General features: G+C 72.4%; 15 protein-coding genes. 8 read left to right on the top strand and 7 right to left on the bottom strand.

Going from position 1 to position 18,801, the window contains the following annotated elements; all coding sequences use genetic code 11:
- Nucleotides 1–4 precede the first annotated feature (4 nt).
- Together JOD63_RS09205 and JOD63_RS09200 are read left to right on the top strand one after the other, a co-directional pair.
- Nucleotides 5–2,905, top strand: coding sequence for an FtsK/SpoIIIE domain-containing protein (locus JOD63_RS09205; protein ID WP_052682369.1), 2,901 nt, complete (start codon nucleotides 5–7; stop codon nucleotides 2,903–2,905).
- 22 nt (nucleotides 2,906–2,927) lie between these two features.
- On the top strand, nucleotides 2,928–4,469 hold the full coding sequence (locus tag JOD63_RS09200; RefSeq protein ID WP_045274639.1) for an APC family permease: 1,542 nt from the start codon (nucleotides 2,928–2,930) through the stop codon (nucleotides 4,467–4,469).
- A gap of 82 nt (nucleotides 4,470–4,551) precedes the next feature.
- Here JOD63_RS09200 and ald read toward each other — a convergent pair whose 3' ends face one another.
- Together ald and JOD63_RS09190 are read right to left on the bottom strand one after the other, a co-directional pair.
- A complete protein-coding gene (gene ald, locus JOD63_RS09195) occupies nucleotides 4,552–5,667 on the bottom strand; it encodes an alanine dehydrogenase (RefSeq protein ID WP_045274640.1) in 1,116 nt (371 codons plus the stop codon).
- A gap of 55 nt (nucleotides 5,668–5,722) precedes the next feature.
- On the bottom strand, nucleotides 5,723–6,712 hold the full coding sequence (locus JOD63_RS09190; protein ID WP_245617942.1) for an asparaginase: 990 nt from the start codon (nucleotides 6,710–6,712) through the stop codon (nucleotides 5,723–5,725).
- Between the two features lie 53 nt (nucleotides 6,713–6,765).
- Between JOD63_RS09190 and JOD63_RS09185 the strand changes: the two genes are divergently transcribed.
- Nucleotides 6,766–7,245, top strand: a complete 480-nt coding sequence (locus JOD63_RS09185) for an OsmC family protein (RefSeq protein WP_045274642.1) — start codon at nucleotides 6,766–6,768, stop codon at nucleotides 7,243–7,245.
- Between the two features lie 79 nt (nucleotides 7,246–7,324).
- On the opposite strand, the gene JOD63_RS09180 is transcribed toward JOD63_RS09185, so the two are convergent.
- Nucleotides 7,325–8,026: a lysophospholipid acyltransferase family protein gene (locus tag JOD63_RS09180; protein ID WP_084613373.1), complete on the bottom strand. Its 702-nt coding sequence runs from the start codon at nucleotides 8,024–8,026 to the stop codon at nucleotides 7,325–7,327.
- A gap of 180 nt (nucleotides 8,027–8,206) precedes the next feature.
- On the opposite strand from JOD63_RS09180, the gene JOD63_RS18220 reads away from it, so the two are divergent.
- A complete protein-coding gene (locus JOD63_RS18220; protein WP_045274643.1) occupies nucleotides 8,207–9,148 on the top strand; it encodes an FKBP-type peptidyl-prolyl cis-trans isomerase in 942 nt (313 codons plus the stop codon).
- A gap of 55 nt (nucleotides 9,149–9,203) precedes the next feature.
- Complete coding sequence (dxr, locus tag JOD63_RS09170; RefSeq protein ID WP_045274644.1) at nucleotides 9,204–10,289, top strand: 1-deoxy-D-xylulose-5-phosphate reductoisomerase; 1,086 nt, start codon at nucleotides 9,204–9,206, stop codon at nucleotides 10,287–10,289.
- Between the two features lie 59 nt (nucleotides 10,290–10,348).
- Here dxr and JOD63_RS09165 read toward each other — a convergent pair whose 3' ends face one another.
- The 3 genes from JOD63_RS09165 to JOD63_RS09155 form a co-directional block, all read right to left on the bottom strand.
- Nucleotides 10,349–12,010 (bottom strand): Mur ligase family protein, encoded by a 1,662-nt coding sequence (locus JOD63_RS09165; protein ID WP_045274645.1) that lies wholly within the window; start codon nucleotides 12,008–12,010, stop codon nucleotides 10,349–10,351.
- A gap of 168 nt (nucleotides 12,011–12,178) precedes the next feature.
- On the bottom strand, nucleotides 12,179–12,883 hold the full coding sequence (locus JOD63_RS09160; RefSeq protein WP_045274646.1) for a YcnI family protein: 705 nt from the start codon (nucleotides 12,881–12,883) through the stop codon (nucleotides 12,179–12,181).
- A gap of 102 nt (nucleotides 12,884–12,985) precedes the next feature.
- Entirely contained in the window at nucleotides 12,986–13,579 is a 594-nt protein-coding gene (locus JOD63_RS09155; RefSeq protein ID WP_052682371.1) for a hypothetical protein, read from the bottom strand.
- 85 nt (nucleotides 13,580–13,664) lie between these two features.
- Here JOD63_RS09155 and JOD63_RS09150 point away from each other — a divergent pair, with 85 nt between their 5' ends.
- The 3 genes from JOD63_RS09150 (at nucleotide 13,665) to JOD63_RS09140 (ending at nucleotide 16,715) form a co-directional block, all read left to right on the top strand.
- Nucleotides 13,665–14,996 (top strand): M50 family metallopeptidase, encoded by a 1,332-nt coding sequence (locus JOD63_RS09150; RefSeq protein ID WP_045274670.1) that lies wholly within the window; start codon nucleotides 13,665–13,667, stop codon nucleotides 14,994–14,996.
- A gap of 82 nt (nucleotides 14,997–15,078) precedes the next feature.
- Nucleotides 15,079–15,444, top strand: coding sequence for a YciI family protein (locus JOD63_RS09145; protein ID WP_045274647.1), 366 nt, complete (start codon nucleotides 15,079–15,081; stop codon nucleotides 15,442–15,444).
- Entirely contained in the window at nucleotides 15,444–16,715 is a 1,272-nt protein-coding gene (locus JOD63_RS09140) for an RNA polymerase sigma factor (RefSeq protein ID WP_045274648.1), read from the top strand. The genes JOD63_RS09145 and JOD63_RS09140 overlap by 1 nt, the downstream gene beginning before the upstream one ends.
- 72 nt (nucleotides 16,716–16,787) lie before the next feature.
- Here JOD63_RS09140 and JOD63_RS09135 read toward each other — a convergent pair whose 3' ends face one another.
- Nucleotides 16,788–18,704 (bottom strand): anthranilate synthase family protein, encoded by a 1,917-nt coding sequence (locus JOD63_RS09135; RefSeq protein ID WP_045274649.1) that lies wholly within the window; start codon nucleotides 18,702–18,704, stop codon nucleotides 16,788–16,790.
- Nucleotides 18,705–18,801 lie beyond the last annotated feature (97 nt).

The raw sequence follows: 18,801 nt of genomic DNA, 5'->3' as shown, positions 1-18,801 counted from the left end.
GCGCATGACGTTCACCGCCGACCGCGCTCCCGCTCGCGCCGCAGCCCGCGCCGCAGACGATCCCTTCGCCCCGGTCTGGGCGGTCGGGGGCGGTCCCGACGACGAGCCGCTGGTGCTGCCGGCTGCCTGGGAGCCCGCGCCCCGGGCGCCGCTCCCGCTCCTCGCGAGCGTGGTGCCGATCGTCGGTGCCGTCGTGCTGTGGCTGGTGACCGGCTCGATGATCGCGCTGTGGCTCGCGGCGCTGGCTCCGCTGCTGGTGGTCGCGACGACGGTCGACGCACGCCGCGCCGCGCGGCGCGATCGACGGGCGGCGCAGACGCGGGCCCGCCGCGAGCGTGAGGCCGTGCGCGCGGCGGTGGAGCGGCGCCATGACGCCGAGCGCGCCGGCCTCTGGCGGCAGCACCCCGACGTGCGCGCGCTCGCCGCAGACCCCGATGCGATCTGGCGCGTGCCCGACGGTGACTGGACTCTCGTCGTCGGGTCGGGCGAGGGGGCGAGCGCAGTGCGCGTACGCGGCGGCGAGGGTGACACCGACTCGGCAGCGGTTCGCGCGGCGGCGGCTCGCCTCACCGGATCGCCCATCACCGTGTCGGCTGCCGAGGGCGTCGCGGTCACCGGCGACGGACCCGTGGCCGCAGCGGTGCATCGTGCGCTGGTGCTGCAGCTGTGTCTGGCGCACGCTCCCGGTGAGATGCGCGTCGAGGCGGTCGGCGGCGACATCGACTGGGTCCACGGGCTGCCGCACGCGCAGACCGCGTCGGGCGCGCGGGCCGTCGTGATCGGGCGCGGTGAAGCGGTGCCGGACGGCGCCGACATCGTGCTTGCCCTGCGCGGCGTCGGTGAGTCCCCACCGCCCCGCTGTGCGGCGGTGCTCGACGTGGCCGACCCGGACGCGGCGATCCTGCACCGTCGCGGCGGGGCCGTGCGGATCACGCCCGAGGCGATCTCGCGCGACCAGGCGCGCCACCTCGCCGACCACCTGGTCGACCGTGCTGAGAGGCTGCTGGGCTGGACCGCGCCGGAACAGGGGGCGATCAGCCTCGGCGAACTCCTTGCCGAGGGGCCCGGCACGGGGGCGGGCCTCGCCGCCGTCATCGGACGGATCGGCGCCGCGGCGGCTGTCGTCGATCTCGTTGCCGACGGACCGCACGCGATCGTCGCCGGTGTAACCGGAAGCGGCAAGAGCGAACTGCTCATTACGTGGATCACGGCGATGTGCGCTGAACGGTCGCCCGACGAGGTGGCCTTCCTCCTCGCGGACTTCAAGGGGGGAACCGCGTTCGACTCGCTGGCAGCGCTCCCGCATGTGACCGGGGTGATCACCGACCTCGACGGCGACGGTGCGCGCCGGGCGATCGAGAGCCTGCGCGCCGAGATCCGGCGCCGGGAGGCGGCGATCGCCCGCGTCGGGGCGCGGGAGGTCTCCGACCCGCGCGTCGCGGTGCCGCGACTGGTCGTGGTCGTCGACGAGTTCGCCGCCCTCGTGGGGGATCACCCCGAGCTTGCGGCCGTCTTCGGCGACGTCGCCGCGCGCGGGCGTGCCCTCGGAGTGCATCTTGTGCTCGGCACGCAGCGTGCGGCCGGCGTGATCCGCGAGGGGCTGCTCGCCAACTGCCCCCTCCGGATCAGCCTGCGGGTCGCCGATCCTGCCGACAGCCGCTTCGTGATCGGCGGCGACGAGGCGGCCGGCCTTCCCGGCGGCGTCGCCGGTCGCGGTCAGGCCTTCCTGCGACGCGCGGGCGATGCGCGGGCCGTGCGGGTGCGCGTCGCGCTGACGGCGCCCGCCGACATCGCCGCCGTCGCGCAGCGACACGCATCGACGGGGGTGGAGGCGTCGGCGGCGAGCCGCCCGTGGCTGCCGCCGCTACCGGAGCGGATCGCTCTGAGTGCGCTCGAGCCGGGCGATGATCCGCGCCCGGGCGCACTGCCGTGGGGTCTCACCGACGAGCCCGAGCGACAGCAGCAGCCGACGGTGGCGCTCGCGCCCGCGGACCGCGCCCTGCTCGTCCTCGGAGGGCCCGGGTCGGGCCGCTCCGCCGCACTCGACGCGGTCGGCGCCGGTGCCGACGTGCTTCTCGACATCCCCGCCGACCCCGAGGCCGCGTGGGACGCGATCACGCGGCTCTGGCACGAGCCTCCCGCACGGGGGAGCCTCGTGGTCTTCGACGATCTCGACGCCCTCATCGCCCGCTTCCCGCCCGACCACGCCGCCATCCTCGTCGAGCGGATCGAGTCGGTGATCCGCTCGGCCGGTTCGACCGGGGCGCTGGTCGCGGCATCCGCTCGCCGGCTCACCGGCCCCGTCGCGCGCATGGCCGACCTCTTCCCGCGCCGGCTGATCCTCGGCCTGCCGACGCGCACCGACCACATCGCCGCCGGGGGAGACGGCGCCCACTACCTGCCGCAGGCGCCTCCGGGGCGCGGCCGCATCGACGGCGTCGCCGTGCAGGTGGCGCTCGCCCCGCGTCGTCCCGCCGTGCGCGGCGTCGACGACCGTCCGTGGGCGCCGACCGCGACCCTCACCGGGCTGGTCGCCCGGCGTTCGCCGATCACGCGCGCCGCGCTGGAGTCCTGGCAGGCGGGCGGATGCCGCGTCCTCACCCCCGACGAGCACAGCGCAGCGACGGCCGCCGCCGGCCGGTCGGTGGTCTGGGCGGAGCCCGACGAATGGCAGCGCCACTGGCGCCTGCTGGCCGAACTCCGCGGCGATCATGCTCTGGTGGTCGACGCCGGATGCGCCTCCGAATTGCGCACGCTCGCCGGCGTGCGCGACGCTCCGCCGTACTGCGAGCCCGGCCGCCGTCGCGCGTGGCTGCTCGACGCCGGTGCCGACCCCGTCCGCATCGTCCTCCCGTCGCCCGAGGTCCGGTCGGAGCGTGCGGGCGAGCGCCTTGTCGCACCGTGACCGAGCGCCTAACGTCAGGATCGTGGCTACATCCCCGATCAATCTGGACCGAACCGATGGGAAGGGGCTCGCAGCAGGGACGCTCGGGCTCTGGGGCTCCACCGTCATCGGCCTCGCTTCGACCGCACCGGTCTACTCTCTCGTGGCGACCCTCGGCTGGGTCGTCCTCGCTGTCGGCGGGCAGGCGCCCATCGCCTTCGTGCTCGCCTTCATCCCGATGCTGTTCATCGCCTTCGCCTATCGCGAGCTCAACAACGCGGTGCCCGACTGCGGCACGACCTTCACCTGGGGCACGAAGGCGTTCGGCCCGTGGGTCGGGTGGATGGGCGGGTGGGGTGTCGCGGTGGCCGGCATGGTCGTGCTCGCCAACCTCGCCCAGATCGCCGGCATCTACTTCTGGTCGCTGTTCGGAGACGGCTCGCTCGCCGAGAATGTGCCGCTGGTCACGGCGACCGGCGTCGTGTTCATCGCCTCGATGACGTGGGTGAGCTGGCGCGGAGTCGAGATCGGCGAACGCATCCAGAACGTGCTGCTCGGCATCCAGTACCTCGCCCTCGCGATCTTCGTCGTCGCTGCGCTCTGGCAGTTCTTCACCGGCACCGCCCCGAATCCGACGCCGTTCAGCTGGGAATGGTTCAACCCGGCCGCCTTCACCGACTGGAGCGGATTCACCGAGGCGATCCTCCTCGCCCTGTTCATCTACTGGGGCTGGGACACCTGCCTGGCGCTCAACGAGGAGACGAAGGACCCCAAGCGCATCCCGGGGCGGGCGGCGCTGCTCACCTGCGTCATCCTGCTGTTCACGTACGTGACGGTCACGGTCGCCGCGATGATGTACTCGGGGCTCGGCGACGACGCGACCGGTCTCGGCAACGAGGCCATCGCCGACGACTTCTTCCTCGCGATCAAAGACGGGCTGCTCGGCCCGTTCGGCTGGATGCTCGTGGTCGCCGTGCTCATCTCGGCGGTCTCGTCGACGCAGACCACGATCCTCCCCACCGCGCGAGGGACGCTCGCCATGGCTGCGTACCGTGCCCTGCCGCGCCGGTTCCTGACCGTGCACCCGCAGTACAAGACGCCGTCGTTCTCGACGATCGTGATGGGCGTCGTCGCCAGCCTGTACTACATCGGCATGACGCTGATCAGCGACAACATCCTGCAGGATTCGATCCTCTCGCTCGGTCTCGCAATCGCGTTCTACTACGCCATCACCGGCTACGCGTGCGTCTGGTACTTCCGCCGCGAGCTGTTCAGCACCTGGCGCAATCTGCTCTACAAGGGCATCCTGCCTCTGCTCGGTGCCCTCATGCTCACGTTCGCGTTCGTGCAGTCGGCGGTCGACATGTGGGACGTCGACTACGGCTACACGGTGCTGTTCGGCATCGGCGGCACCTTCGTGCTCGGCATCGGCTCGCTCGCCGTCGGCGTGCTGCTGATGTTCCTGTGGTGGGCGTACCCGGCGGCGAAGCCGTTCTTCCGCGGCGAGAGCCTCAACCGCGACACCGAGGTGCTCGTGCCCGAAGACCCGGCGGAGTACACCCGCTCGGTCGACGGCGGCATCTGACCGGCAGCCTCCCGTGCGAAGACGACCGCCCCGACGGGCTCCTGCCGTCGGGGCGGTCGTCTGTGCGGACGGATGCCGCGTCTCAGACCAGCGCTGCCTCGAGCGAGGCGAGCGGCAGGTCGTGGGCCGTGGCGACGCCGGCGTTCACGATGCCGCCGCCGAAGGTGTTGAGCCCTGCGGCGAGCCCGATGTCGGCCCGCAGCGCATCCGTCCAGCCGCGCCGGGCGATCTGACGGATGTAGGGGAGGGTCGCATTCGTCAGCGCGGAGGTCGACGTGTTCGGCACAGCCCCGGGCATGTTCGCGACGCAGTAGAACACCGTGTCGTGCACGGCGAACGTCGGGTCGTCATGGGTGGTCGGATGCGTGTCCTCGAAGCATCCGCCCTGGTCGACCGCGATGTCGACGAGCACCGAGCCCGCGCGCATGCGCGAGACCATGTCGTTGGTGACGAGCTTCGGCGCCTTCGCGCCGGGGATGAGCACCGAGCCGATGACGAGGTCCGAGCCGGTGACCGCGCGATCGAGATCGAGCGGGTTCGAGGCGGCGGTCTTCACACGGCCCTGGAAGTGGTCGTCGAGGTAGCGCAGTCGCTGCACGTTCGTGTCGAAGACGGTGACGTCGGCGCCCATCCCGACCGCGATCACCGCGGCGTTGGCGCCGGCGACGCCGCCGCCGATCACGGTCACCTGCGCGGGACGCGTGCCCGGCACTCCCGACATGAGCAGCCCGAGCCCGCCTGCGGACCGCATCAGCGTCGACGCGCCCACGATGGGTGCGAGGCGCCCCGCGACCTCGCTCATCGGAGCGAGCAGCGGCAGGCCGCCGGAGATCGCCTGCACCGTCTCGTATGCGATCGCGGTGACGCCGTCTGCGACGAGCCGCTCGGTGAGCGGGCGATCCGCGGCGAGGTGCAGGTACGTGAACAGCACGAGGTCGTCGCGGAAGTGCCCGTACTCGCTCGCGATCGGCTCCTTGACCTTCAGCAGCAGCTCGGCGCGGGCCCATACATCCGCGGCGCTGTCGAGCAGCGTCGCGCCGGCGGCGAGGTACTCCTCATCGGGCATCGACGAGCCCGCTCCGGCGCCTGTCTGCACGAACACCTCGTGCCCCTGGACGACCAGGTCGTGGACGCCGGCGGGGGTCAGAGCCACCCGGTACTCGTTGTTCTTGACCTCGGTGGGGACGCTGATCCTCATCGCGTGTCCTTTCCGCTCCGCCGTTGGAGCGCTCGGGCTCCTGGTGGGAGCGCCTCTAGAAAGCGGGGCGGATGGCCCCGACATCCTGTCCGCCGCCGGTGATGGTCAGCGAAAGCCTCGTCATCGCATCGGCGACGTCGGCCGAGGCGAGCGCCCCGGCGCGTTCGAGCAGCCGCAAGGCGACGGCGGTGGCCGCCCGCCCGCTGCCGTCGAGCATCTTGAGTGCGACCGTCGTGCCGTCGGGGGCGACCATGACCATGACGCCCTCGGCGCCGCCCTTGGCGAACACCCCCAGGCGCTCGATCACGACGGTGTCGGCGCGGCCGGGGCCGTCGATCGTCCACGGGTTCTGGCGCACGGCCTGCACGAGGGCGCCGGCGCTGCGGTGGAGCGCGAACGGCGAGGTGGTCGAGGAGTTGCCGATCCGGTGCACCGCGCGGGCGAGGCCGAACAGGCTCATCGCGTAGATCGGGGCGCCGCATCCGTCGATCGCCGTCACGGACGTCTTCTCGCCGACGAGGCGCTCGATCACGTCGCGCAGGTGCACCTGCAGGGGATGCTCGGGGTCGAGGTACCCGTCGGTCGCCCAGCCGTTCGTGGTGCAGGTGAGCAGCATCGCCGCGTGCTTGCCCGAGCAGTTCATGCGCACGCGAGCCGGCGAGCCGAGCTCTCGCACCATGTCGTCGCGGGTGGCGGTGTCGCCGGGCCACGCAGGAGGGCAGGCCAGATCGTCTTCGCCGACGCCGGCCGACGCGAGGATCTCGCGCACGACCGACACGTGGCGATCGGTGCCCGAGTGACTCGCGGTGGCGAGTCCGAGGTGCTCGCCCTCGAGGGGCGCCCCCGCAGACAGGCACGCGAGCGCCTGCAGGGGCTTGAGGCTCGAGCGGGGGAGGATGAACGCCGACACGTCGCCGAGGCGCTCCAGAAGCGTTCCGTCCGGCGCGAGCACGACGGCGATCCCGCCGTGCCGCGACTCGATGAATCCGCTGCGCTCGACGACGGCGAGCTCCACGGCATCGGACACGGCGAAGGTCTGCGGCACGGCCACCAGCCTACCGTCGGGGCGCGGGCGTGCCCGCATGACAGACTGTGCGCATGTTCGGTGAGCATCGATACTCCGTCCGCACCACCTGGACGGGCGACCGCGGCAGCGGCACGTCGGGCTACCGCGACTACGACCGCGCCGTGACGATCGAGATCGACGGCAAGCCCGCTCTCCTCGCCTCCAGCGACAAGCCGTTCCGCGGCGATCCGTCGCGCTGGAACCCCGAGGACCTGCTCCTGGCGTCGCTCAGCGAGTGCCATCTGCTGTCGTACCTGCACGCATGCGTGCAGGCAGGCGTCGTGGTCGTCGGCTACGAGGACGACGCCGCAGGCGTGATGGTCGAGGACGGTCGGGGCGGGGGCGCGTTCCGGGAGGTCGTGCTGCGGCCCCGCGTGACCGTCGCCGATGCGTCGATGACGGAAGCCGCGACCGCGGCGCACGCGCAGGCGAACGAGTGGTGCTTCATCGCGAACTCCGTGAACTTCCCGGTGCGCCACGAGCCGACGATCCTCGTCGCCGGCGCATCCTGACGCGTTTCGTCTCGTCCGCTTCGCTCCCTCGCTCAACGTCCGGGAAGTCCGGTCGGAGCGAGTCGAACGGCGTGCGCGGTCAGCGGCGCTCGTGCGGCATGACCTGTTTGATGCGGTCGATCGGGTTCTGCGCCGGCACCTCGTTGTAGGCGTTCGCGAGCTCCTGCCCGGAGAGGGCGTGGATCGCGGCCATGATCTCGTCGGTCGCGTGGCGGCGCGCGCGGCCGGACTCGGCGGGGCCGTGGTGCGACAGATCGAGCGGTGCACCGAACTTCACCGTGATGCGGTGACGCAGCGACGGCATCTTCGCCCCGACGGGCATGACCTTGTCGGTGCCGACGAGACCAACCGGCACCACGGGGGCGCCGGTCTGCAGGGCGAGGAACGCGACGCCGGTGCGTCCCTTGTAGAGGCGGCCGTCGAGGGAGCGGGTGCCCTCGGGGTAGAGCGCGACGGCGCTGCCCTCGTCGAGGAGCACGCGCTGCTGGTCGAGGGCGTCGAGTGCCGCCTGCCCGGCGCCGCGGTTCACCGGGATCGCGCCGATGGCGGTGAAGAACCATCGCGACACGGGCTTGTCGAAGTAGCTCGACTTCGCCAGGAAGTGCACGGGACGGGGAGCGGCGACCGGGATCGCGATGGAGTCGATGAACGACAGGTGGTTGCTGGCGAAGATCACCGGGCCGGTGCGGGGGACGCCCGCCTTGCCCTCGATGCGCGGACGGTAGATGACGCGCGCGAGCGGGGTGATGAGGCCGCGGCCCAACGCGTACACACCGGTCATGGAGCGCGCCGGGGCGGCATCGTCCGGGGTGTCGTCCGCGTCGGGGATCTGGTCGGAAGTCACCCGATCGAGGGTACCCCCGATTCCATTCCTGGTCGGGCATAGCCCTTTCACAGCGCGGATGCTCCGCCGATAGGGGAGGATGGAGGTTCCATCCCCTGCAAATCCGAGGTCTTCATCGTGCGCTTCCGCCCGCTTGCCGCCCTGTCCGTCGCAGCAGTGTCCGCGCTTCTGCTCGTCGGCTGCTCGTCGTCGTCACCCGAGTCGACTCCCACCCCGACCGACACGGCCGGCGCCGACCTGTGCTCGGTCGCCGCGCCGGAGGGCGACGTCGCCTCGTCGATCACCGTGTCGGGCGAGGTCGGCGCGGTCCCGACCGTCGAGTTCGAGACCCCGCTCGAGATCACCACGTCGGAGCGAGCCGTCGCGGTCGAGGGCGACGGCGACGCGATCTCCGACGGCGACTACGTCTCGTACGCGCTCGGCATCTACGACGCGACGACCGGCGAGCCGCTGCAGGAGGCCGGGTTCGACGGCACCGCGCTCCCGGCGATGCCGATCAGCGTGGGCTCCGGCCCCGACGTGTTCTTCGGATGCGCGACCGAGGGGTCGCGCATCGTCATGACCGTCCCCGATGCCGGCAGCGGCGCGCAGGTGTACGTCATCGACGTGCTCGACATCGTGCCCGCCGACGCGTGGTGCGCCGTGAGCGAGCCGACCGGCGAGTTCCCGAGCGTCGAGTTCGACGCCGACGGCAACCCGACCGTCACGATCCCCGACGCCGAGGCTCCGGCAGACGTGCAGCTCGAGGTGCTCGAAGAGGGCGACGGAGCAACGGTCGAGGCCGGCGACAGCGTCACCGTCGACTACCAGGGCGTGAAGTGGAGCGACGGCAGCGTCTTCGACTCCAGCTACGAGCGCGGCGAGCCCGCGACCTTCGCCACGACCGGCGTCGTCACCGGCTTCCAGCGTGCGCTCGAGGGTCAGACCGTCGGCACGAAGCTCGTCGTCTCGATGTCGCCCGGCTGCGGCTACGGCGAGGAAGGCTCGAGCACGCACGAGCTCGCGGGCGAGACGCTCGTGTTCGTCGTCGAGATCATCGAGACCACGCCCGCGGAGTGACCGCGCTCGCGGAGTGATCCAGGGATGCGGCGCATCCGGTCGGTAGGCTGACCGGATGCGCCGCATCCTCATTCTGGGCTCGACCGGATCCATCGGAACCCAGGCCCTCGAGGTCATCCGGGCCAACCCCCGGCGGTTCGAGGTCGTCGGCCTCGCCGCGGGTACGGACCGCGAGACGCTCGCCCGGCAGGCCGATGAGTTCGAGGTCGAGTACACGGCGCTCGGCGCCGTCGAAGCAGAGCAGCTGGTGCGCGACGTCGACGCTGATGTGGTGCTCAACGGCATCACCGGTTCGGTGGGCCTCGGTCCCACGCTCGCCGCGCTCGAGACGGGGCGCACGCTCGCGCTCGCCAACAAGGAGTCGCTGATCGTCGGCGGCGACCTCGTCACCCGGATCGCGAAGCCGGGGCAGATCGTGCCGGTCGACTCGGAGCACTCCGCGATCGCTCAGGCGCTGCGCTCGGGGCAGCGATCCGAGGTCCGGCGGCTGGTTCTGACCGCGTCGGGCGGCCCGTTCCGCGGACGCGACCGCGCATCGCTCGACTCGGTCACCCCTGCCGAGGCGCTCGCGCACCCGACGTGGGACATGGGACGCGTCGTGACCACCAACTCGGCGACGCTCGTGAACAAGGGGCTCGAGGTCATCGAGGCGCACCTGCTCTTCGGCGTGCCCTACGCCGAGATCGACGTCGTGGTGCATCCGCAGTCGATCGTGCACTCGATGGTCGAGTTCATCGACGGCTCCACCATCGCCCAGGCCTCGCCGCCCGACATGCGGCTGCCGATCTCGCTCGGGCTCGACTGGCCGAGCCGTGTCGCGGGGGTGGGGCGGCCGCTCGATTGGACCACGGCGACCGCATGGACGTTCGAGCCGCTCGATGACGACGCCTTCCCCGCCGTTCGCCTCGCCAAGCAGGTCGGCCGGGCCGGCGGCACGTTCCCCGCCGTCTTCAATGCGGCGAACGAGCAGGCGGTGGATGCCTTCCACGAGGGTCGCATCGGATTCCTCGGCATCGTCGACACGATCGACCGCGTCGTCGATGAGCACGAGGCGCCTGAAGCGCTGAGCCGCGAGAGCCTCGCCGAGGCAGAGCGCTGGGCGCGCGACACCGCCGATCGCCTGATCGCCGCCGCGGGCTGACGCGCGTCAGTCGGGCGAACGGGCCCGGCGCACGGCGGCGCCGGGCGCACCGCGCTCGATCAGGGGGAGTCGAACTGCCGCAGCGGGTCGGACGACGGCGTGGAGTCGGCGGGGTAGGGCACCGGCCAGTGCGGCTCGGGCACCGGCCAGCCGGCGGCCCGCAGCGCGCGGCGCGACAGCTCGCGCGCCGAGTACGGTGTGCGCACCCCGCGGATGTCGCGGTAGTCCTGGTGCCCCGGGCCTGCCCACAGGATGGCGTCGCCGTCGCCCACCAGGGCGATCGCCTCGACGATCGCACGCTCGGGCGGTGAGAACTCGTGCACCTCGGCGTCGGGGCGCGCGCGCCGAGCACCCTCGAGGAGCGTCGCCCGGATGGAGTCGGGTTCCTCGTTGCGCGGGTGGTGGTCGGTGATCACGAGGATGTCGCTGCCCTGCACCGCCGTGCGGCCCATGTCGTGCCGCTTGGTCGCGTCGCGGTCGCCGTCGGCCCCGAACAGCATCAGCACACGGCCCGGCGTGACGCGGCGGACGGCTGCGAGGGTCTTCTCGAACGCATCGGGCGAGTGCCCGAAGTCGACGTACACCGCCGGACCGGTCTCTCCTGAGACGAGCTCGGTGCGGCCCGGGAGGTAGGCCTCGATGCGTCCGCCGTCGAGGGCCGCGACGAGGCGCTCCCAGGTGTAGCCGGCCTCGAGGATCATGACGATGGCGAGGCCGGCGTTGGCCGCCATGTGGCGCCCGATGACTGGGACGAGGGTGGTGAGCGTGCGGCCGTCGCGCGCCGTCAGCCGGAACTCAGTGCCGATCTGACGCTCGTCGAGGATCTCGACCGTCCAGTCCGCGTCGGCGGCGGCCGCGGGGTCGGCCGCGAGGGCGGGCGTGCCGACGGTGACGGTCGGAACCTCGCTCCGGCGCACCACCTCGGCGCCGGTCTCGGCGTCGATGCACACGACGGCGCGGCGGGAGCGGTCGGGGCGGAAGAGCGGGAGCTTCGCCTCGAAGTACTCGCGCATGTCGGCGTAGTCGTCGAGGTGGTCGTGCGTGAGGTTCGTGAACCCGGCGACGTCGAACATGATGCCGTCGACGCGGCGGCGGCTGAGGGCCTGCGCGCTCACCTCGACGGCGACCGCCTCGACGCCGCGCTCGCGCATGAGAGCGAGGAGGGCGTGCATCTCGTACGCCTCCGGCGTCGTCAGCCGCGACACGATGACCTGCCCCGCGATGTGGCGTTCGGCGGTCGACGACAGGCCGGTCGTCGCGCCCAGCTGCGCGAGGATGCCTTCGAGGATGTGCGAGACGCTGGTCTTGCCGTTCGTGCCGGTGGTGCCGAGCAGCAGCGGCAGGTCGTCGTCGGGGCCGGTGCTGTACACCCATGCCGACAGGTCTCCGAGCACGCCGCGCGGGTCGTCGACGACCACCACGGGCAGTCCGCTCGCAGCGGCGAGCGACGCGCCTTCGGCGTCGGTGATGACGGCGACCGCACCCTTCTCGGCGGCCGCGGCGGCGAACTCGGCGCCGTGGCGGTTCACGCCGCGAACCGCGACGAAGACGTCGCCCGGGCGGAGGTCGGCGGTGGCCAGGGTGATCCCCGTCAGCGTGGCGTCGGCGACATCGCCGCGCACCTCCACGGCGAACCGCGCCGCGAGATCCGCGAGGGCGTGCACGGGAGGACGCTCGGGTCGGAGGACGGGGGGCAGGTTCGAGGGCGCATCGGTCGGCATGGCAGGTCCATCCTCTCACCCCGAGGGGGCGACGCACCGCCCGCTGTGGACCCGGGAGCCGTGCTCGTCTGCGGGCGTGCCGGGCATGACACCGGCGCGTCGAAACAGGCCTGTCGCCGGGTGAGCGGTCCGTGCCGAGGCACGTCCGCCCACCCGGCCGGCGGTGTGTCAGGCCTTGCGGCGTCCGCGCAGCAGCACCACGGCGAGGGCCGCGACGCCGGCGACGAGGCCGCCGGCGGCGAGCCAGCGCGCCACCGGGTCGGCCTCCGGCGCCGCGGCCGCAGCCTCGTCGTGGTCCGCGTCGGCGGCAGCCGTCTCCGCAGCCGCGTCGCCGTGACCGTGCTCGTCCTCCGCCACCGCCGCGCCGACCGCGACGACGGGAGCCGGGCTGTCGAGGTCGTGGGGGTCTTCGCCCTCCTCGGCGATCTGCGTCCAGGCGGTCTCGCCCTCGGCGCAGAGCTGGGTCACCGGGAAGGCGATGTCGGTGTCGGCAGCGTCCTCGGCGAAGAGGGCGTCCATCGAGACCGTCGCCTTCAGCCCGTCCTCGACGGGGGTATCGGCGGTGAAGACGACGCGCGTGGCGATGCCGTCGGATCCGAGGTCGCGGGCGATGCTCCACCCGCCCTGGACGATCGGCGTGACGTTCGCCACGCCCTCGGGGACGTCGATCGCGAGCGCCGTGGTGGGTGATCCGTCGCACCCGTGCGAGAACGCGAAGGTGAGCGTCTGCGTCGATCCCGCCGAGGCGGTGCCCGGGTCGACGTGCACGTGCGCCGAGGCCGCGAGGGGAACCCCGACGGCGAGGGCGACGCCGGCGGCGGCGCCGAGGGCGATGGTGCGGATGCGGGTGGGGCGGTGGGAAGAGGTGTTCATGAGGTGTCTTTCGTCATCGGTCCGCAGCGGCCCGGCGGGCGCTGCGCATGCATGCGGGAACTGCGCGACGGCAGGACGCCGGCGCGTGCGGATGCCGCGGCGTCAGGAAGCCGCGATGACGAGCGCGGGCGGGCCGCGCCGAGACAGGGACGAGAGGGCGACGCCGGCGCGGCGGCCGGCCGGGCGCCGGAACGAGACGCGGGGGAGGGCGGCACGCGCGGGCGGGACCACCTCGCGCATGCGGGAGAAGAGGGTGCGGATCCCGCCCGCGAGGGCGGTGAGCATCCGTTCGCCCCACCAGAGGACGGTTACCGTGACGGCGGCCGCCGCGAGGTGGGCGGCGAGCATGGACGGCGCCGGCAGGAGGCCGCTCATCGACGCGGCCATCACCGGATCGAGCGCGGCGGATCCGTGGTGGTCGTGCCCGATCGACAGCGTCGGGTCGGCCCCCGCCGTGAGCACGAACGCGAAGTGGAGCAGGATCTGACTCACCGCGACGGTGGCACCGGTGCGCCAGACCGAGAGCCGGCGCCCCGCGAAGGCCACGGCAGCCGGCCAGGCGAGGATCGCGACTGCCGCCACGACAGAGGGGGCCGGTGCGCCGCCGCCGGCGAGCGTGTGGGCCGTCGCGCCGAGGAGGCTCGCGACCGACGCCGCGAGGCCGCCGCGCAGTGCGCGGACATTCCGTGGCGTCACGATTCCTCCCTGGACGAGGGTAGTCGACCGCCTGCGGCACCTCGTCACGGCCAACTCAAAGCGTCACGCGGGTAGCGTGTGCATCGTGGAAGTCATCGCATTCGTCATCGGCGTCGTGCTGCTCGTCGTGGGCCTCGCGGTGTCGATCGCGCTGCACGAGCTCGGGCACCTCTGGCCGGCCAAGAAGTTCGGCGTGCGTGTCGGCCAGTACATGATCGGCTTCGGCCCGACGCTGTGGTCGCGCCGGCGCGGCGAGACGGAGTACGGCTTCAAGGCTCTGCCGGTCGGCGGCTACATCTCGATGGCGGGCATGTACCCGCCCTCCCCGAAGGAGCTCGCCGCGGGCCGCGACGGGCGTGCGGGGGGCGGATTCTTCGCCACGATGGTGCAGGACGCCCGTGCCGCGAACGACGAGACCCTCGACGGACACGACGACGACCGGGTCTTCTACAAGCTCCCGGTGTGGAAGCGCGTGGTGATCATGCTCGGCGGGCCGTTCATGAACCTCGCGTTCGCGATCGTGCTCTTCACCGTGCTGCTGAGCGGGATCGGCGTGCTCTCCGCTACGACGACGGTCTCGTCGGTCAGCGAGTGCATCATCCCCGCCGACACCGATCGCACCGAGTGCGCGGCATCCGATCCGCAGGCGCCGGCGGTGGCGGCCGGCATCGAGCCGGGCGATGTGCTCGTCGAGGTCGAGGGCACTCCCATCACGACGTTCGCCGATGCATCCGAGATCATTCAGGCCTCGCCCGGGCAGCAGATCGAGGTCGTCGTCGAGCGCGACGGCGAGACGCTGACGCTGCAGGTGACGCCGGTCGCCGTCGAGCGCGCCGTCACCGACGAGACCGGGCAGCCGGTGCTCGACGAGAACGGCGACCCGGTCACCGAGGAGGTCGGCATCGCCGGCATCCGTCAAGAGGTCGCGTACCTCCGGCAGCCGATTTGGACCGGCGCGCAGACGGCGGCGCAGAACGTCGGCGCCGTCGCAGGCATCATCTGGCAGCTGCCGGTGAAGGTATACGAGACCGGTGTCACCCTCGTCACGGGCGAGGAGCGCGATCCGAACGGTCCGCTCAGCGTCGTGGGCGCCGGCGTGCTGGCGGGCGAGGTCGCCGCGGCCGATGCACCGGTGCTGAACCGGGTGGCGGGTCTCCTCTCACTCCTGGCATCGCTGAACATCGCGCTGTTCGTGTTCAACCTCATCCCGCTCCTCCCGCTCGACGGCGGGCATGTCGCGGTGGCGCTCTGGGACGGGCTCAAGCGGGCGTGGGCGAAGATGACGAACCGCCCGCCGCCGAAGCCGGTCGATGCGACCAGGCTCGTGCCGGTGACGTTCGTGGTCGTCATCGCGCTCGTGGTGATGGGCGGCGTGCTGATCCTGGCCGACATCATCAATCCGGTGTCGCTGTTCTGAGTTTTTCGGAGAACGTGTCGAAAACGGTCTTGTCCGTTCGCTGTGGGGATGAAACGGTTCCCCTGACGAAAGGACCACGACCGTGAAGTACGTGATCATGTTCACCTCTGTGCCCGTGCTCGACCGGCAGCTGTCGGAAGAGACGCGGCAGGAGGACTACGCCCAGATCTACCAGTGGTTCCAGGACCACGGATCGGCGATCGCCGACGGCGGTGCCGAACTCGAACCCGTCGAGACGGCGACGACGGTCAAGTACGGTGAGTCCGGCCCGGTGGTCGCCGACGGACCGTTCTCGGAGGCCCGGGAGGTGATCGGCGGATTCAGCGTCATCGACGTCGCCGACATGGATGCCGCGGTCGCCCTGGTGAAGACCTGGCCGTCGATGCGGTTCCCCGGTACCGCGATCGAGATCCGCCCGATGGTGACCGACTACAGCCAGTTCGAGTGATGGCGACGGATGCCGCGGACGCGGGCGGCACCGGCCGCGCCGCGGCATCCGACGCCGCCCTCGCCGGCGTGATGCGCGCCGAGGTGGGGCGCATAGTCGGCGCGCTCACCGCGGCCCTGGGCAGCTTCGACGTCGCCGAGGAGGCGGTCGCCGACGCGGTCGAGGAGGCGCTGCGCGAGTGGCGCGTGCGCGGCATCCCGCCGCGGCCGGCGGCGTGGCTCACCCAGGCCGCGCGCCACAACGCGCTCGACCGGCTGCGGCGCGAGCGACGGTATCGCGACAAGCTCGCGCTGCTTCCCGAACCGGCATCCGCGGGCGACGCCGAGCCCGACGAGCGGATGCCGCTGCTGTTCGGATGCTGTCACCCGGCGCTCTCGCCCGATGCGCAGCTCGCCCTCACACTGCGCGCGGTGTGCGGACTGACGACGCGGCAGATCGCGCACGCCACCCTGTCGACCGACTCCGCGACCGGGCAGCGCATCTCGCGGGCGAAGCGCAAGATCGCCGTCGCCGGCATCCCGCTGCGCGTGCCGGAACCCGACGAGCGGCGCGACCGGCTCGACCTCGTGCTCACCGTGGTGTCGGTGATGTACAGCGAGGCGCACCTGGGCGCCGAGCGCGACGCGGCGGCCGACCGTGACCTCGCCGACGACGCGGTGTGGCTCGCGCGGGTGATCGCTGCGGCATTCCCGCGCGACGCCGAGGCGCACGGGCTCCTCGCACTCCTCCTGTTCCACCGCGCGCGCGAGGACGCGCGGGCGGTCGACGGCGATCTCGTACTCCTCGGCGAGCAGGACCGCGGCCGCTGGGATGCCGGCCTCCTCACCGAGGCGCGGACCGAGCTCGAGCGGGCCGCTGCGCTGCGCGCGCCCCGGCGATGGCAGCTCCACGCGGCGATCGCCGCCTGTCACGCCGATGCCGCGTCGGCGGCAGACACCGACTGGCACCAGGTGCGCGTGCTGTACGACATGCTGCTCACGCACGACCCGTCGCCGATCGTGCGGCTCAACCGCGCGGTCGCCGTGCTGAAGGCCGACGGAGCGGGGCGCGCGCTCGCCGAGCTCGACGAGATCGCGCCCCAGCTCGACGGCGCGCACCTGTGGCACGCGGTGCGGGCCGAGGCGCTTCGCGAACTCGGTCGCGACGACCTCGCGGTGATCTCCGACCTCCGCGCCCTCGAACTCACCGCGAACCGAGCGGAGCAGCGCCTTCTCGCCGAGCGCGCGGCGCGCGCCCCAGGTGAAGCGCACGCCCCTGACCCGGGCAGGTGAGCTCGCGCCCTTGACCCGGGCAGGTGAGCTCACACCCCCGGTTCGGGCGCGTGAGCCCGCCGGCGAGGTGGGCTACGCCGCGCCCGTGCCCAGCGCGTGGCCGACGAGGCGCTCGAGCGTCGTCATGCCGTCGCGCGAGAGGATCGACTCCAGGTGTCCCTGCACCGACGCGAACGCGGGCCCGCGCAGCGCGTACACGTCGCCGGACGCGTCGGCCGACACCTCGGCCTCGCCCGCACGGTCGGTCCCCGCGGGCACGCGGGCGGTGAACGTGTTGTAGAAGCCGATGGATGCCGGCACGCCGAACACGTCCACCTCCTTCTGCAGGCCCTGATGCGGGGCGGCGAGCGGCGCGAGCTCGATTCCGAGGGTGTCGGCGAGGATCTGGTGGCTGAGGCACACCGCGAGAAGCGGTGCCCCCGCCGCACGACGACGGGCCACCACCTCGCGCATGCGCCGGATGCGCGGGCTCGACAGGTCGCGCGGGTCGCCGGGCCCGGGGCCCGAGACGAGCAGCTCCGCCGCGTCGACCTGCGCATCGGTGACCTCGCTCCACGGCACGATCTCGACCGCGAGGCCGTGGTGGCGCAGCTGGTGGGCGAGCATCGTGGTGAAGCGGTCCTCCGCGTCGACCACCAGCGCGCTGCGCCCGGCGAACGGCGCAGTCTCGCCCGAGCCCTGCGGGTTCAGCCAGAACGACGCCAGCCGCTCGTTGCGCGAGCGCAGCAGCGCGGCGATGTCGGGGTCGTCGGCGAGGCGACGGGGCTCGGGGGTCGGCGCATCCTCGTCGATGCTCGCCTCGGCGACCTGGTCGCGGGGGACCGCGCCGATCGCTCCGAGCACGCCGGCGGCCTTGCCGTGGGTCTCGCTGACCTCGCCATACGGGTCGGAGTGCCGCACGAGCGTCGCGCCCACGGGCACGCGCAGCGTGCCGTCGGCGAGGTACGCGGTGCGGATGAGGATGGGGGCGTCGAGGTCGTGGGTGGGCTCGTTCGCCGTGAGGGTCTCGCGCGGGGTGAAGAGGGCGGCCACGCCCGAGTAGTAGCCGCGCGGCTCGGCCTCGTGCCGCGCGATGACGGTGCACGCGTTCTGCATGGGCGACCCGGTGACGGTCGGGGCGAACATCGTCTCACGGAGGATGTCGCGGGGGTCGAGCCGGCTGCGCCCCCGCAGCACGTACTCGGTGTGGGTGAGCCGCGACATCTCCTTGAGGTGCGGACCGGTGATCCGGCCGCCGTCGCTGCACACGGCGCTCATCATCTTGAGCTCCTCGTCGACGACCATGAAGAGCTCCTCGGTCTCCTTCGTCGACTCGAGGAACTCGCTGAGCGTGGCCGCGGTGGCGCCCCCCGCCGGGTGGCGGAAGGTGCCCGAGATCGGGTTCATCGTCACGACGCCGTCGACCGCGCTCACGTGCGCCTCGGGGCTCGCACCCACGGCGACGTGCCCCGGGGTCACCACCGCGAACGTCCAGTACGCGCCGCGCTCGTGTGCGAGGAGAGCCCGGAACCACGTGAGTGCAGCGGTGGCGGCATCCGTCCCGACCGTCGCGGTGAAGTCGCGCCGGATGACGAAGTTCGCCCCCTCGCCGCGGCCGATCTCGTCGGCGATCACGGTGCGCACGATGTCGGCGTAGTCCTCGTCGGCGATGTCGAAACCGGGGTCGCCGAGGGGGACGGATGCCGTGGGCAGCTGCGCGAACGCGTCGTCGAGCGACACCGTGCGGTGCTCGCCGACGACGAGGCATCGCAGCGGGGCGCGGTCGTCGTGGCAGACGAAGCCCCGTTCGACGACCTGGCGATAGGGCACCAGCGCGAGCACTTCGCGGGCGGCGCCCGCGGCGTCGGTCAGCGGGATGTCGGCGAGCAGGTCGACGTCGACGACGTCGCCGGTGAGGATCTCGACCGTGCGGGAGTCGCGCGAGATGAGGGCGAAGGGGGTGCCGCTCGCCGCGAGCTCGGTCAGCGAGGGGGAGGAGGTCGGGCTCATCTCAAAGTCTTTCGTCGTGGGGCGGTGGCTTCCCTGACGAAGAAGACCGCCCAGAAGGCGGTCTGTGGTCGCACGAACCCACCGCCTATGCGGTGAG

It is taken from the genome of Microbacterium terrae (assembly GCF_017831975.1).
In the GTDB taxonomy this organism is placed as follows: Bacteria; Actinomycetota; Actinomycetes; order Actinomycetales; family Microbacteriaceae; genus Microbacterium; species Microbacterium terrae.
The sequence above is the reverse complement of the archived record's forward strand: the minus strand, read 5'-3'. Positions and strand labels throughout refer to the sequence as shown.

Excerpts from the sequence above, each read along its gene's own strand:
- JOD63_RS09205 (WP_052682369.1), top strand. The coding sequence starts at position 5 with ATGACGTTCACCGCCGACCGCGCTCCCGCTCGCGCCGCAGCCCGCGCC.
- ald (WP_045274640.1), bottom strand. The coding sequence starts at position 5,667 with ATGAGGATCAGCGTCCCCACCGAGGTCAAGAACAACGAGTACCGGGTG.
- JOD63_RS09185 (WP_045274642.1), top strand. The coding sequence starts at position 6,766 with ATGTTCGGTGAGCATCGATACTCCGTCCGCACCACCTGGACGGGCGAC.
- JOD63_RS09180 (WP_084613373.1), bottom strand. The coding sequence starts at position 8,026 with ATGACCGGTGTGTACGCGTTGGGCCGCGGCCTCATCACCCCGCTCGCG.
- dxr (WP_045274644.1), top strand. The coding sequence starts at position 9,204 with ATGCGCCGCATCCTCATTCTGGGCTCGACCGGATCCATCGGAACCCAG.
- JOD63_RS09165 (WP_045274645.1), bottom strand. The coding sequence starts at position 12,010 with ATGCCGACCGATGCGCCCTCGAACCTGCCCCCCGTCCTCCGACCCGAG.
- JOD63_RS09160 (WP_045274646.1), bottom strand. The coding sequence starts at position 12,883 with ATGAACACCTCTTCCCACCGCCCCACCCGCATCCGCACCATCGCCCTC.
- JOD63_RS09140 (WP_045274648.1), top strand. The coding sequence starts at position 15,444 with ATGGCGACGGATGCCGCGGACGCGGGCGGCACCGGCCGCGCCGCGGCA.
- JOD63_RS09135 (WP_045274649.1), bottom strand. The coding sequence starts at position 18,704 with ATGAGCCCGACCTCCTCCCCCTCGCTGACCGAGCTCGCGGCGAGCGGC.